Annotated in this window: 13 protein-coding genes; 7 read left to right on the top strand and 6 right to left on the bottom strand. The window is 67.3% G+C overall.

The window, feature by feature from the left end:
* Window positions 1-147: 147 nt before the first annotated feature.
* From N2K95_RS10240 to N2K95_RS10210, 7 genes are all read left to right on the top strand, one after another.
* On the top strand, window positions 148-882 hold the full coding sequence (locus N2K95_RS10240; RefSeq protein WP_260653784.1) for an SDR family oxidoreductase: 735 nt from the start codon (window positions 148-150) through the stop codon (window positions 880-882).
* A 158-nt stretch (window positions 883-1,040) separates the two neighbouring features.
* The gene (locus N2K95_RS10235; protein WP_260651477.1) at window positions 1,041-1,406 is read left to right on the top strand and encodes a YraN family protein; all 366 of its coding nucleotides are present in this window, start codon (window positions 1,041-1,043) and stop codon (window positions 1,404-1,406) included.
* Window positions 1,406-2,956 carry a YifB family Mg chelatase-like AAA ATPase gene (locus N2K95_RS10230; RefSeq protein WP_260651476.1) on the top strand — a complete coding sequence of 517 codons (1,551 nt, stop codon included), beginning with the start codon at window positions 1,406-1,408 and terminating at the stop codon, window positions 2,954-2,956. Before N2K95_RS10235 ends, N2K95_RS10230 begins: the two co-directional genes overlap by 1 nt.
* Window positions 2,953-4,236 (top strand): DNA-processing protein DprA, encoded by a 1,284-nt coding sequence (gene dprA, locus N2K95_RS10225; protein WP_260651475.1) that lies wholly within the window; start codon window positions 2,953-2,955, stop codon window positions 4,234-4,236. Before N2K95_RS10230 ends, dprA begins: the two co-directional genes overlap by 4 nt.
* A 54-nt stretch (window positions 4,237-4,290) precedes the next feature.
* Window positions 4,291-4,818: a methylated-DNA--[protein]-cysteine S-methyltransferase gene (locus tag N2K95_RS10220; protein ID WP_260651474.1), complete on the top strand. Its 528-nt coding sequence runs from the start codon at window positions 4,291-4,293 to the stop codon at window positions 4,816-4,818.
* Between the two features lie 31 nt (window positions 4,819-4,849).
* The gene (locus tag N2K95_RS10215) at window positions 4,850-5,788 is read left to right on the top strand and encodes a tyrosine recombinase XerC (RefSeq protein ID WP_260651473.1); all 939 of its coding nucleotides are present in this window, start codon (window positions 4,850-4,852) and stop codon (window positions 5,786-5,788) included.
* Between the two features lie 181 nt (window positions 5,789-5,969).
* A complete protein-coding gene (locus tag N2K95_RS10210; protein ID WP_260651472.1) occupies window positions 5,970-6,473 on the top strand; it encodes a DUF3145 domain-containing protein in 504 nt (167 codons plus the stop codon).
* A 79-nt stretch (window positions 6,474-6,552) separates the two neighbouring features.
* Here the strand turns inward: N2K95_RS10210 and fabF are convergent, their stop codons facing one another.
* The 6 genes from fabF to aceE all read right to left on the bottom strand — a co-directional run bounded on the left by fabF (window position 6,553) and on the right by aceE (window position 14,516).
* Window positions 6,553-7,791 (bottom strand): beta-ketoacyl-ACP synthase II, encoded by a 1,239-nt coding sequence (gene fabF / locus N2K95_RS10205; protein ID WP_255791632.1) that lies wholly within the window; start codon window positions 7,789-7,791, stop codon window positions 6,553-6,555.
* An 80-nt stretch (window positions 7,792-7,871) separates the two neighbouring features.
* Entirely contained in the window at window positions 7,872-8,117 is a 246-nt protein-coding gene (locus N2K95_RS10200) for an acyl carrier protein (RefSeq protein WP_055240832.1), read from the bottom strand.
* 111 nt (window positions 8,118-8,228) lie between these two features.
* Window positions 8,229-9,290, bottom strand: coding sequence for a beta-ketoacyl-ACP synthase III (locus tag N2K95_RS10195; protein ID WP_255791633.1), 1,062 nt, complete (start codon window positions 9,288-9,290; stop codon window positions 8,229-8,231).
* Entirely contained in the window at window positions 9,287-10,240 is a 954-nt protein-coding gene (locus N2K95_RS10190; RefSeq protein ID WP_260651471.1) for an ACP S-malonyltransferase, read from the bottom strand. The genes N2K95_RS10195 and N2K95_RS10190 overlap by 4 nt, the downstream gene beginning before the upstream one ends.
* Window positions 10,241-10,349: 109 nt before the next feature.
* Window positions 10,350-11,573, bottom strand: a complete 1,224-nt coding sequence (locus N2K95_RS10185; RefSeq protein WP_255791635.1) for a PucR family transcriptional regulator — start codon at window positions 11,571-11,573, stop codon at window positions 10,350-10,352.
* A 198-nt stretch (window positions 11,574-11,771) separates the two neighbouring features.
* The gene (gene aceE, locus N2K95_RS10180; protein WP_304659209.1) at window positions 11,772-14,516 is read right to left on the bottom strand and encodes a pyruvate dehydrogenase (acetyl-transferring), homodimeric type; all 2,745 of its coding nucleotides are present in this window, start codon (window positions 14,514-14,516) and stop codon (window positions 11,772-11,774) included.
* Window positions 14,517-14,767 lie beyond the last annotated feature (251 nt).

Raw genomic sequence — 14,767 nt, 5'->3', positions numbered from 1 at the left:
CCTTCAGGAATTACGCAGGCTCCGGGCAAGACCCGCACAAAATTACGCTCGGACTCCTCGACACTGAGGGAACCGCGGCCCTGGGGGATGTACCCGGAACACCGAAAACGCTAGGGTCCTGCCATCGACTAGCGAGGGGACAGCGTGATGGATACTGCCGGACGGGTTGCCCTGGTTACCGGAGGGTCCGGCGGGATTGGAGCGGCTGTGGTCCGCCGCCTCGCCGCGGACGGCTATTCGGTGGGTGTGCACTACGCGCGGAACAACTTGACCGCAGACAGGGTCGTTGCCGACGCTGCCGCCGCCGGAGGACACGGCCTGGCCGTGGGCGGGGACGTGGGGGACGAAGCGGACATGGCCGCCGCGTTCGACGCCGTTGAGACAGCCTTCGGCGGAATAGACGTGGTCGTCAATGCCGCGGGCATCATGCTCCTTGGCCCTATCGCGGAACTGAGCCTGGCGGATCTGGACCGGATGCACCACACAAATATCCGGGGAACGTTCGTGGTCTCGCAGCAGGCAGCCCGTCGGATCCGTCCCGGCGGAGCAATCATTAACTTCTCCACCACCGTTACGCGCACCCAATACCCCGGCTACGGCGCCTACGTTGCCAGCAAGGCCGCGGTGGAAGGGATGACGCTCATCCTCGCGCGGGAACTGAAGGGGCGGAACATTACGGTCAACGCGGTGGCGCCCGGGCCGACGGCGACTGCGTTGTTCCTGGACGGGAAGGACGACGCCACCATCACGCGCCTCGCGGAGGCCCCGCCGCTCGAACGCCTGGGCGAACCCGGGGACATCGCGGAAACGGTGGCTTTCCTTGCCGGACCTGGCCGCTGGGTCAACGGCCAGGTCGTCTTCGCCAACGGCGGATTGGCCTGAACGCCGCGCCGGCGAACAGGGGCGGCAAACAGTCGGCAGCATGGAGTTCCGGGTCCCTCTAGGTTCTTCCTCCACAGGTAGGCATCAGGGCCCGGTCACGCCGCCATTCTCCACATGGCAGTGTCCCGCCGTGTCGGTTCCGCCCGCGGCAAGCCAATGTGGCGGGCATGAGAGCGAAAGATATTCTGGGAAGCCGGGGAGAAGAGCTGGCGGCGCGGTACCTGACAGAAGCGGGGCTGCGCGTCATTGACCGGAACTGGCGGTGTCCGGAGGGCGAAATCGACCTGGTCGCGGTGGACGGGGCCACCCTGGTGGTGGTGGAAGTGAAGACCCGCTCCTCCTTGGACTTCGGGCACCCCTTCGAAGCAATCGGTCAGGACAAAGTAGCCCGCCTCTATCTGTTGGCGGGGGCTTGGGCCAGGGCCAACAGTCGATACTTCACCCACCGCCGGATCGACGCGGTTTCGGTACTCGACGACGGCACCAATCCGCCCGTCGTGGAGCACCTGAGGGGAATTTCCTGATGGCGCTCGGACGGACCTACGGCATAGGACTCGTCGGCCTGCAGGGAAGAATCGTCGAGGTGGAGGCGGACATCGGCCAGTCCCTGCCGTCCTTCGTCCTGCTGGGGCTGCCCGATGCCTCCCTGAACGAAGCCCGGGACCGGGTGAAGTCAGCGGCGAAGAACGCGGGGCTGCCGCTGAGCCGCCGCCGGATCACCGTGAATCTGATGCCCGCAGACGTACCCAAGCACGGCTCCGGTTTTGACCTGGCCATTGCCGTCGCCGCACTTTGCGCCGGCGGCGTGCTGAGAAATCCGGGCCGGTGCGTTTTCCTGGCAGAACTCGGGCTGGACAGCAGGCTCCGCCCGATCCGGGGCGTCCTCCCGGCCGTCATGGCGGCGGTTGCCGCCGGATACACGGACATAGCCGTGGCAACGGAGAATGCCGAAGAAGCGGCCCTGGTTCCCGCGGCACGCGTCCGCGGTTACTCCTGCCTCGCTGCGGTGGCTGCGGACCTCGGAGCAGACCCCGAACAACTGAGTTTTCCGCCGCCGGTGACGCTTGGCGGAAAAGATGATGCGGAAGAAGAGGGCCCGGGCGGCAGGCCCAGGGTTCCCGACCTCGCAGACGTAGCAGGGCAGGCAGAAGCCAGGTTCGCTGTCGAGGTGGCCGCAGCCGGAGCGCACCACCTGCTGATGACAGGGCCGCCCGGAGCGGGAAAAACCATGCTGGCGGAGCGGCTGCCAGGGATTCTTCCGGATCTTCCCGACGACCAGGCAATGGAAGTCACCGCCATCCATTCCCTGGCCTGGCAGGGACATCCGTGCCGTTCCCTGCTCCGCAGGCCGCCCTTCGAGAGCCCGCACCACACCGCCTCCACAGCGGCAGTGATCGGCGGCGGTTCAGGGATTCCGCGTCCGGGGGCCGCGTCCCGCGCCCACCGCGGCGTGCTGTTCCTGGATGAAGCGCCCGAGTATGAACGGCGGGTCCTGGATGGGCTGCGCCAGCCGTTGGAGAGCGGGAAGCTGGTCCTGCACCGGGCGGCTGGAACTGCGGTGTACCCGGCACGCTTCCAGCTGGTGCTGGCGGCGAACCCCTGTCCCTGCGGATTGGCTGCGGGCAAAGGAATCGACTGCACCTGTACGCCGCAGCAGCGGCGCCGCTATTTCAGCCGGCTGTCCGGACCGCTGCTGGACCGGGTGGACCTGCAGCTTTCCGTGCAGCGGGTTTCCCTGGGCGACTATTTCGGCGGAGAGAGCACGGAAGCCAGTGTCACCGTGGCGGCCCGGGTGCAGGAGGCACGGAGGCTGCAACGGGACCGGCTGCGGCCGCTGGGCTGTGAAACGAATGCCGAGGTTCCGGGCACCCTGCTCCGGGAGAGCCTGCGGCCTCCGACCAAGGCGACTGCCGCGCTGGACCGGGCAATGGAACGGCAGCTGCTGACTGCGCGGGGCTATGACCGCGTCCTGCGGGTGGCCTGGACTGTCGCTGATCTCGGCGGGCACGGAACCCCGGACGCCGACGACGTCGGTCAGGCTCTCGCGTTCCGCCGGCAGGGTGCAGCAGCATGAGCGTCGATGAGGTGCTGACGGCACGGGCGGCGTTGTCCAGACTCTTCGAACCCTCGGACACGGTGGGCCTCGCCCTTGTGGCAGCCGCCGGCCCGGTTCAGGCGCTGCGGATCGCCACCGGGGAACAGGCGGCGCCGCCGGCAGTGGCCGCCGAAACAGCCGCCTACCTGTCGAGCGGCAGCGGACAGGGAAGCGCCCTGGCAGAGGGGCTTCAACGGTGGGCGCCCCGGGTGGCGGACCTGGCCCCGGGCCGGGACCTGGACGCGATACGCCGGCTGGGCGGTGAACTTCTTGTGCCGGAGGATTCCCGCTGGCCGGAGTCCCTGCGCCACTTGGAACTGGGCATGCCGTTGTGCCTGTGGGCGCGGGGAACGCTGGCACGGGGGCTGCCGGTATTGGAGCGGACGGTGGCGGTGGTCGGTTCCCGCGATGCCACCGGATACGGCTTATCCATTGCCGGTGACATCTCCGCGGGGCTGGCTAACCGCGGGTACACCGTGGTTTCGGGGGGAGCCTACGGAATTGATGCCCAGGCCCACCGTGCAGCCCTCGCTTCTGCTCCTTCCGAGGAGACCGCCACCATCGCAGTGATGGCGTGCGGTGCAGACCGGTTCTACCCGGCCGGCAATGACGACCTGCTGCGCACCGTCGCTGCCCGCGGGCTGCTGCTGTCCGAGGTTCCGCCCGGGTCGGCGCCCACCCGCTGGAGATTCCTGCAGCGCAATCGGATCATTGCCGCACTGAGCGCCGTCACCGTGGTGGTCGAGGCACGGTGGCGGTCCGGCGCCCTGAACACCGCCCATCACGCCGCCGGGTTGGGCCGGGAAGTCGGCGCCGTGCCGGGGTCGGTGTACTCGGCCAACTCCGCCGGCTGCCACCGCCTGCTGCGTGACGGAAGTGCGGTCTGTGTGACTGACGCACAGGAAGTTGCCGAGCTGGCGCAGCCGCTGGGCACCACAGCAGCGGACACCACCGCGGTGGATACCGAGCAGTCCGGTGCCGCGCGGGAGGGTGTCGGTACGCAGGCGGATGCCCGCACCGGGGAGCCGGGAGGAGACGGCGGCAAGGGCGGAAACCGCCGGGCCGTTCAGGACGGACTGGCCGTGGAGGACCTGCTCCTGCTGGACGCGCTCCCGGTGCGCAGCGGAACGACCATCGACAAGCTGGCCACCGTCGCGGGCCTGTCCCCGCCGGGGGTTCGCGCCGGACTGGCCCGCCTGGAACTCGAAGGCCTGGCGGTACGGACCGGCGCGGACTTGTGGCGCCGCGGCCGGCACTAGCTGCAACCCACCCTGCACAACTCCGCTTCACCGCACCAGAAAGGAAACACCATCATGACCACGCATAAAATCGTCACCTCCCCGATAGGGGTGCTCACCCTCGTCGCCCTGGACGGCGTCCTGACGTCCGTCCGGCTCGGACCGCCGCCCGTACCGGCCGGGGGAGGGACGCCGTACGGGATGGCAGCAGAGGACGGCTTTGAAGACATCGAACGCCAACTCACCGAGTACTTCGAGGGCACACGGTGCTGCTTCGCCGTGGACACCAACCCGCAGGGCACCGAGTTCCAGCGCAGGGTATGGGAGCAGGTAGCGGCCATTGGCTACGGATCGACGGCAAGTTACAAGGAACTGGCGGTCCAGCTTGGTGATGCGGCCAAGGCCCGCAGCGTCGGCGCCGCCCTGGCCCACAACCCTTTGAATCTGGTGGTTCCCACCCACCGTGTCGTCGGGTCCCGCGGCGCGTTGACCGGATACTCCGGCGGAGTCGACGCCAAGCGGTACCTGCTCGACCTGGAGCAGGCGCCGCAGACAGAGCATCTGCGCCGTACCTGCCGGCGTGCCGACAGCGTGCCTGCTTGAACGGCGGCGGCAAAGAGAGAACAGTGAAGAGGTGACATCAAAAGCAACCGCCACGGGCTGGCCGGCGGAATTCCGATCTGCCCTCGAAGGGTTCTGCCGGTACCTGACGGCAGAGCGCGGCCGGTCGGAACATACGGTGCGTGCCTACGAGTCGGACGTGTCCAAACTGCTCGACTATGCCGCGGCCTCCGGCGCCGGATCCCTGAAGGAACTGGACCTGGGCATCCTGCGGGGCTGGCTGGGGGAACTCAGCTCCGGGGGACAGGCCCGCTCCACACTGGCCCGCCGCGCAGCAACGGCCCGCAGCTTCAGTAACTGGGCGCTGCGCGAGGAACTGATCAGTGAGAACCCGGCCCTGCGGCTGAAGGCACCCAAGAAGGAAAAGACACTTCCCGGCGTGCTGCGCAGCAGTCAGCTGGATGACCTGTTCGAAACCCTGCAGGCAGCTGCCGCCGAGGGCGGCCCCGTAGCCCTGCGGGACCGTGCGATGGTGGAGCTGCTCTACGCCACGGGCATCCGGGTGGGGGAGCTCGCCGGCCTGGACGTCGATGACCTCGATCCTGACCGCCGGACACTGACCGTGCTGGGCAAAGGCAACAAGGAACGCACGGTCCCGTACGGGCTCCCCGCCGCTCTGGCGGTCGACGACTGGCTTCGCCGCGGCCGCCCCGGAATGGCCACGGGGGACAGCGGTCCCGCACTGTTCCTCGGCAAGCGGGGCGGACGCGTGGACCAGCGCCAGGTCCGCAGCGTCGTCGCAGAACTGCTGGAAACTGTGCCGGACACCTCCGCCTCCGGACCGCACGCCCTCCGCCACTCGGCGGCGACCCATCTGCTCGACGGCGGTGCGGACCTGCGAGCCGTCCAGGAAATCCTGGGCCACTCGTCGCTTGCCACCACTCAGCTCTATACCCATGTGTCCGTGGACCGGCTGCGCCAGAGCTACAGCCAGGCCCATCCGCGGGCCTGACGTCCGGCCGAACGGCACCGGTTCTGCGGCTGGATCATCCATGCCGGCCAGGGGCAGAAGGCTACATTGGCGCATCGCCGTAACTTGCGGCACAATGATGGACAGCGGACACATACGGCTCGATATCCGTCCATACAGCAAGGTCGTTGGGGAAGACGTACCTACAGCTATGGAGGATGGAATGTCTGATGTGATGGCGCGCGGAGTACTGTTTGTGCACTCTGCCCCTTCCGCGTTGTGCCCCCATATCGAGTGGGCCATCGGATCCGTCGTGGAAAAGCGAACGGATCTTCAGTGGTTCCCTCAGCCGGCCGCGCCGGGAATGGTACGGGCCGAAATCGCCTGGACCGGGCCCCAGGGCACCGGTTCCCTCCTTGCGTCCGCACTTCGCGGCTGGGCGCACCTCCGCTATGAGGTGACCGAGGACCAAAGCCCCGGAGCAGACGGCAGCCGCTGGGCCCACACCCCTGAGCTGGGCATCTTCCATGCGGCCACCGATGTGCACGGCAACATCATGATTTCCGAAAACCGCATCCGGTACGCGTATGAAAACGGCGCCGGCGATCCCTCCGCGGTCTACCATGAACTTTCGCTGGCCCTGGGCGAAGCCTGGGACGATGAACTCGAGCCGTTCCGGCACGCCGCGGACGGCGCTCCGGTGCGGTGGCTCCACCAGGTCGGCTAGTTCGAACACTCCGTAGCCCCAACGCAACAGGCGTCCGGTCCCCGCAGGGACCGGACGCCTGTTGCGTTGGCGGAGCTTTTTAGCGGCTGCGCAGTACGGCGACGGCGTTGTGTCCGCCGAAGCCGAAGGAATTGCTGAGCGCGACAATGTCTCCGCCGCGCAGCTGGCGGCTGGAGGTCACGACGTCGAGCGGGATTTCCGGATCCTGGTTCTCCAGGTTGATGGTGGCCGGTGCCTGCCGTTCGTAAACCGCGAGGGCGGTCAGGACGGCCTCGACTGCACCGGAGGCACCCAGGAGGTGGCCCATCTGCGACTTCGTGGCGGACACGGCAACCCCGTCGAGGGCCGTGCCCAGGGCTGCCTTGAGTGCTGTGTATTCCGGCTTGTCACCGACGGGAGTGGAGGTGGCGTGCGCATTCACGTGGACGACGTCCTCGGCCTGGGCCTGCGCGTCGAGGAGTGCGCCCTTCAGTGCGCGGGTGGCGCCCAGGCCCTCGGGGTCGGGGGCGGTGATGTGGTACGCGTCGGCAGTGACCGCGGTCCCGGCGAGCTCGGCGTAGATCCGCGCTCCGCGGGCCAGGGCATGCTCTTCGCTTTCAAGCACCAGGGCGCCGGCACCCTCACCCATAACAAAGCCGTCACGGTCGCGGTCGTAGGGCCGGGAGGCACGTGCGGGGTCGTCGTTGCGCTTGGACAGTGCCTGCATGGAGGCGAACGAGGCCAGCGGCATCGGGTGGATGCACGCTTCCGCACCGCCGGCGACGACGATGTCGGCCTTGCCGGAACGGATCATGTCCAGGCCCTGATGCAGGGCTTCGGTTCCGGAGGCGCAGGCGGAGACAGGGGTGTGCGCGCCGGCACGGGCACCCAGGTCGAGGCTGACGGCGGCAGCAGGGCCGTTGGGCATCAGCATCGGTACGGTCATGGGCAGGACGCGGCGGGGTCCCTTTTCGCGCAGGGTGTCCCAGGCGTCCAGCAGGGTCCAGATGCCGCCGATGCCGGTGGCGAAGGCCACTCCGAGGCGGTCCTTGTCGATATCGCCGTCCAGGCCCGAGTCGGCCCACGCTTCGCGGGCGGCGACGACGGCGAACTGGGTGGAGGGGTCCATCCGCTTGGCTTCAACGCGGGAAAGGACGTCGGTGGCAGGAGTGGAGGCCCGCGCCGCGAAGGTCACCGGGAGGGAGTATTTCTGCACCCACTCGTCTTCGAGCGTGCGGGCGCCGGAGACGCCCTGGAGTGCGTTCTTCCACATGGTGGGAACGTCCCCGCCGATCGGCGTGGTGGCGCCAAGGCCTGTGATGACTACTTTGCGGGCCATGATTCACTCTCTTGAAGCAGTTGCGGGTGCAGGTTCCGGCGGAGCCGGGCGGCCGCCGCGGGGCAGCGGCCGCCGGAGGGTTAAGCCTGGGCGTTGGAGATGAAGTCCACGGCGTCGCCGACGGTCTTCAGGTTCTTGACCTCTTCGTCCGGGATGCGTACGCCGAACTTCTCTTCAGCGTTGACGACGATGGTCATCATGGAAATGGAGTCGATGTCCAGGTCGTCGGTGAAGGACTTGTCCAGCTCGACGGCCTCGGGGGCCAGGCCGGTCTCTTCGTTGACGATCTCGGCGAGGCCGGCCAGGATTTCTTCGTTGCTAGCCATGTTGGCTCCTTTTCTTGTAGTGCCGGTCCGGGACCGGTTCGGGTTTCCAACCGCCGAAGCGGTGTGGTTTGAGGGGCTGTACCGGCGGAGCCGGGGCAGCGGGCGGGGAAGTTAGGGAAGGACGACGACCTGCGCGCCGAACACCAGTCCGGCACCGAAACCGATCTGCAGCGACAGTTTGCCGCTCAGTTCCGGGTTTTCCTTCAGCAGCCGGTAGGTAGCCAGCGGAATGGACGCGGCGGAGGTGTTTCCGGCGTCGGCGATGTCGCGGGCAATGATGACCGACTCGGGCAGCTTCAGCTGCTTGGCCATCTCGTCGATGATGCGCATGTTGGCCTGGTGGGGGACGAAGGCGGAGAGATCCTCGGCGGTGATGCCCGCGGCGTCGAGCGCCTGCTGGGCCGCCTTGGCCATCTCCCACACAGCCCAGCGGAACACGGTCTGGCCGTCCTGGCGCAGGGTGGGCCAGAGCTTGGTCTCACGCTCGGAGAGGTCCGCGGGGCTCATGCCGCCGTCGGCCTCGGCGGCGAGGGAGAGTTCACGCACGTCCAGCATTGAGTGGGTCATGCCGATCGCACCGGACTTGCTGCCGTCCGAGCCCCAGACGGACGGCGCGATGCCGGGGGTGTCCGAGGGGCCGACGACGACGGCGCCGGCACCGTCACCGAGCAGGAACGAGATGGTGCGTTCCGTGTTGTCGATGAAGTCGGAGAGCTTCTCCACGCCGATGACCAGCACGTAAGTGGCGGCACCGGAGCGGACCAGCGCGTCGGCCTGGGCAATGCCGTAGCAGTACCCGGCGCAGGCGGCCGAGACATCGTAGGCCGGTGCCGGCGTGGCTCCCAGCCGTTCGGTGATCTGGGTGGCGGCCGACGGTGTGGCATACGGATGGGTGACGGTGGAAACGATGACTGCACCCAGCTGCGAACCGTCGATGCCGGCGTTCTTCAGTGCCTCGCGGCCGGCGGCTTCGGCCATGTCCACCACTGAGGTGCCCTTGTCCGCGCGGTGCCGGGTCACGATGCCGGTGCGCTGGCGGATCCACTCATCGGAGGAGTCGATCCACTGGCAGACGTCCTCGTTGCTGACAATGACATCCGGCCGGAAGGCGCCGATGCCGTGGATCCGGCTGAATTCGTTGACGGGTGACTGCTTCAGGGTGGGCGTGCTCACGCGTTACCTTCTCCGGTTGTTGCTGCAGTTCCGGCATGCTCACGAATGAACTCCCGGGCAGCGGTTAGATCTTCTGGGGATTTCAGGGCCAGGGTCGGAACACCCTTCATGCCGCGGCGGGCCAGTCCGGTGAGGGTTCCGGCCGGCGGCAGTTCCAGCAGGCCGGTCACGCCCATGGCGAGCATGTTCTCCATGCACAGGTCCCAGCGGACCGGGCGGGACACCTGGGCGATCAGGCTGTCCAGGTTCGCGTCGCCGGACACCACGGCGGCGCCGTCGCGGTTCGACAGCAGCGTGGCCAGCGGCGCCTGCGGCGTCAGGGACGGACGCAGTTCTTCCAGGACGGTGACGGCCGGTGCCATGTGGGACGTGTGGAAGGCGCCGGCGACCTTCAGCGGGATGACGCGTGCCTTGGCCGGCGGTGCTGCGGTAAGGACCTCGAGCTGGTTGTGCGTTCCCGCTGCGACGGTCTGCCCGCCGCCGTTCGCGTTGGCTGCCGTGAGTCCGGCCGCTTCCAGTACGGCGGCGACGTCGTCGGGGTCCCCGCCGAGAATGGCACTCATGCCGGTGGGTTCGACCGCTGCGGCCCGGGCCATGGCGTTGGCCCGTTCCCGGACGAACACCAGGGCATCCTTTTCCGGGAGCGCGCCGGCGATGGCCGAGGCGGTGATTTCGCCGACGGAGTGGCCGGCCAGGACGGTGGAGGAAGTCAGCGCCGCGGGGTCCAGCAGCAGGCGGGCGGCCATGAGGCCGGCGGCCACGATCAGCGGCTGCGCGACGGCGGTGTCCTTGATGGTGTCCTCGTCGGAGACCGTGCCGTGGGCTATCAGGTCCAGGCCGGCGACGTCGCTGAGCGCTGAGAGGTGATCCCGCACGCCGGGCAGTTCAAGCCACGGCGCGAGGAATCCTGGCGTTTGGGACCCCTGGCCGGGGCAGACAATTGCAAGCACGTATACAGCTTTCCAAACATAGGGGACGGGACCGGGTGTTTGCGTAGACCAAGCTCCCCGGACGGCTTTGTAGGAAGTCTACAAGCCGGGGGCGGTGTCCGGGCAGGGGTCAGAGGCGGGCCGCAGGCTTCTCCGGGACCGCTTTTCCGGCCGGAGCCAGGCGTCCGACCACGAGCGCGGTCTGCAGTACGAAGGCTTCCCGCGGCAGCATCGGATCCCAGCCGGTCACGTCGCAGACGCGCCGCAGCCGGTAGCGGACCGTGTTGGCGTGGACAAAGAGTTCACGTGCCGTGGCCTCCAGGGAGTGGCCGAGCGACAGATACGCGCTCAGGGTCTCGGCCAGGCCGTTGGAGGCGCCCAGCAGGGGCGTGTAGATGCTCTCAACAAGGGCCTTGCGCGCAGTGTCGTCGCCGGACATCACCCGTTCGGGCCACAGGTCGTCGGCCGCGACCGGACGGGGCGCGGCAGGCCAGGCGCGGGCGGCGGTCAGTCCGGCGAACGCCGCCTGGGCGGACGGTCCGGCGTCGACGAGCGACGGGGCGGGCGGGCCGTACACCACCGGTCCCGGACCGAAGAGTTCGGACAGGCGGGTATAGGAGAAGGCCTTGTCTTCCAGGCCGCCCAGGACCAGGATCAGCCGTTCGCCCTGGATTCCGACGAGGGTGTCTTCGGCCAGCCGGCCCGTGGCCCGGCGGAGTTCGTTCACGAAGGTGGCATTGGCTTCGGCCGGCGAGCCGCCGACCATAACGGTCACCGGTGCTGTCGAGCTCCAGCCGACGGCGGCAATCCGGGAGCGCAGTGCGTCGGAACTCTCGCCGCGCAGGATGGCATCCACGACAAGTGCCTCGAGCCGGGTGTCCCAGGCTCCGCGGGTTTCGGCCGCACGGGCGTAGACATCCGCCGCGGCGAAGGCCACTTCCCGCGAGTAGCGCAGCACCGCTTCGCGCAGCTTGGACTGCACCTCGCTGCCGGCCAGTTCGGGCACCCGGTCCTCCACGACCTGGACCACCACGCGGATCAGCTGCAGTGCTTTCTGGAGGCTGATCGAGCGGGTGAGCTCGGTCGGTGCGGTGCCGAAGACGTCGCTGAGGACCCAGGCGGGGGAGGCGGGTCGCTGGTACCAGTTCACGAAGGACGCGATGCCCTTCTGGGCGACCATTCCCAGCGCGGAGCGCTCGTCCGGGCGGAGGCCCCGGTACCAGGGCAGGGAGATGTCCAGCTGCTGCAGGGTGGCAGTCGAAAGCCTGCCGATATTCGCTTTCAGGCGCTCGACGGTGGGCTGGTCTGCTTCCGGGGGTGCCGAGGCAGCGGACTGAGGGGGACGCACTGGCATACCTGCGAGCTTACGGCCTGCGGGAGTGAACCGCTATTTTGTGTGAAGGCTACAAGTTGGCTAGGCGGGCAGCTGAGGTTTAACCCCGGGTCATGTCCGCTGCCACCTGCGGCGCACCGGGGTCCTCAGGCAAAGAAAAGGGAACCGCCGCAGATGCGGCGGTTCCCTTTTCTTTAGCCCGGTGGAGAGGCAGAACGCTTAAGCGTCGCCCCCGGCGTTTCCGCTGGTACCGGCGTTGACGTCCAGCAGGTGGTACTTCTCCATTGCCTCCTTGGGGGCATTGGCGTCGACTTCACCGCGGCGGGCGAGCATCTCGAGTGCGCGCACCACCATCGAGTGGCTGTCGATCTTGAAGTACCGGCGTGCAGCTGCACGGGTGTCCGCGAAACCGAAGTCATCGGCACCGAGGGTGGCGAATTCGTTCGGCAGGAACTGGCGGATCTGGTCCGGGACGGCCTTCATGTAGTCCGTGGACGCAACGATCGGTCCGGTTGCCCCGGCCAGCTGCTGGGTCACGAACGGCACCCGCGGCTCGGAGCCGGGATTCAGGAAGGCTTCCTCCTCGGCGGCAAGGCCGTCGCGGCGGAGTTCGTTCCAGGAGGTTACGGACCAGACATCGGCCGAAACACCCCAGTCCTCAGCCAGGAGCTTCTGGGCTTCCAGTGCCCACGGCACGGCAACGCCGGAGGCCAGCAGCTGGGTGCGGGGTCCGTCGATTTTCGCCGGGGCCAGCAGGTAGATGCCCTTGATGATGCCTTCCACGTCCAGGTCCTCGGGGGCCTTGGGCTGCTGGATCGGCTCGTTGTAGACCATGAGGTTGTAGATGACGTTCGGATCCTGTGAATCCGGACCGTACATCTCCTCGAGGCCGTGCCGGATGATGTGTCCGATCTCGTAGCCGTACGCCGGATCGTAGGTCTTCACCGCGGGGTTGGTGGAGGCCAGGATCGGCGAGTGGCCGTCGGCGTGCTGCAGGCCTTCACCGGTCAGGGTGGTGCGGCCGGCGGTGGCCGAGATCAGGAATCCGCGTGCCATCTGGTCGGTGGCCGCCCAGATGTAGTCGGCGGTGCGCTGGAAGCCGAACATCGAGTAGAACACGTAGACCGGAATCAGCGGCTCGCCGTGGGTGGCGTAGGAGGTGCCTGCCGCGGTGAATGCCGCGATCGAGCCTGCCTCGTTGATACCCACGTGCACAATCTGGCCCTGCGGGGACTCCTTGTAGGCCAGGACGAGGTCCCGGTCCACGGACAGGTAGTTCTGGCCCTTGGGGTTGTAGATCTTGGCCGTGGGGAAGAACGAGTCCATGCCGAAGGTTCGGGCCTCATCGGGAATGATCGGCACAATGCGCTTGCCGAATTCCTTGTCCCGCATCAGGTCCTTGAGCAGGCGGACGAAGGCCATGGTGGTGGCTGCCAGCTGCTTGCCGGAGCCGCGGTTGGCTACTTCGTAGGCCTTCTCATCCGGAAGGTGGACCGGCTCGTGCTGAACCCGGCGCTCGGGGACGTTGCCGCCCAGCTCGCGGCGGCGTTCCAGCATGTACTTGATCTCGGGGGCATCCGCTCCCGGGTTGTAGTACGGAGGCTGGTACGGATCGGCTTCGAGCTGCTCGTCGCTGATCGGGATCCGCAGGTGGTCGCGGAAGGCCTTCAGATCGTCGAGGGTGAGCTTCTTCATCTGGTGGGTCGCGTTGCGGCCCTCGAAGTGCGTGCCCAGGCCGTAGCCCTTAACCGTGTGGGCCAGGATGACCGTCGGGGCGCCCTTGAATTCCATGGCGGCCTTGTACGCGGCGTAGACCTTGCGGTAGTCGTGGCCGCCGCGCTTGAGGTTCCAGATTTCCTCGTCGGTCAGGTTGGCAACCAGTTCCTTGGTCTCCGGGCTCTTGCCGAAGAAGTGCTCGCGCACGAATCCGCCGGACTCGGCCTTGTAGGTCTGGTAGTCGCCGTCGGGGGTGGCATTCATGATGTCCACCAGCGAGCCGTCCTTGTCGCGCTGAAGCAGGTCATCCCACTCGCGGCCCCAGACAACCTTGATGACGTTCCAGCCGGCTCCGCGGAAGAAGGCTTCCAGTTCCTGCATGATCTTGCCGTTGCCGCGGACCGGACCGTCGAGGCGCTGCAGGTTGCAGTTGATGACGAAGGTCAGGTTGTCGAGCTTGTCGTTGGCGGCAAGCTGGAGCAGGCCGCGCGATTCCGGCTCGTCCATTTCGCCGTCGCCGAGGAACGCCCACACGTGCTGTTCGGAGGTGTCCTTGATGCCGCGGTTCTGCAGGTAGCGGTTGGACTGCGCCTGGTAGATGGCATTCATGGGGCCGATGCCCATGGAAACCGTCGGGAACTCCCAGAAGTCCGGCATGCTGCGCGGATGCGGGTAGGAGGACAGGGCGTGTCCCTCACGGGACTTCTCCTGGCGGAAGCCGTCCATGTCCTCTTCGGACAGGCGGCCTTCAAGGAAGGCGCGGGCATACATGCCGGGGGAAGCGTGACCCTGGAAATAAATCTGGTCTCCGCCGCCCGGATGGTCCTTGCCCCGGAAGAAGTGGTTCATGCCCACTTCGTACAGGGTTGCCGCTCCGGCGTACGTGGAAATGTGTCCGCCGACGCCGATTCCCGGGCGCTGGGCCCGGTGCACCATGATGGCGGCATTCCACCGCAGCCAGGCGCGGTATCGCCGTTCGATTTCCTCGTCGCCGGGGAATTCAGGTTCCTGATCAACCGGGATGGTGTTGACGTAGTCGGTGGTGGTTACCATCGGCACGCCCACGCTCTGGGAACCGGCACGCTGGAGCAGCGAACGCATAATGTACTGTGCGCGTTCAGTGCCCTGCGAACGGATCAGTTCATCAAGTGATTCGATCCATTCTGCGGTTTCCTCAGGATCACGGTCCGGTAGCTGGTTTGTTAACCCGCTCAGGATGTCCGTTGTGTCTTCTGCGGCCACGGCCAACCTCTCTCATGTACAGATTGTGTCTGCGACATTATTCTGTGGGATCCGGCCGGTGTCCGCCGGATCTTCGCTTGCGCGTATGCGCGCCTCGGCGCCCAAACCTGCTTTCATTCCACTGTAGTCCCGAGCCGCCGTTGTTGCGTAGCCTGCACGGAAGTCATCGCTGACGGCGTACAGCCCCAAAACCCTTGATGCCGGCGGGGTTTAGGTGTTTCGTTGACTCTGAGACCGCGCAGATCAGGCAAATGTGT

It is taken from the genome of Arthrobacter zhaoxinii, from assembly GCF_025244925.1.
In the GTDB taxonomy this organism is placed as follows: Bacteria; Actinomycetota; Actinomycetes; order Actinomycetales; family Micrococcaceae; genus Arthrobacter_B; species Arthrobacter_B zhaoxinii.
This window is presented reverse-complemented; position numbering and strand designations above follow the sequence as displayed.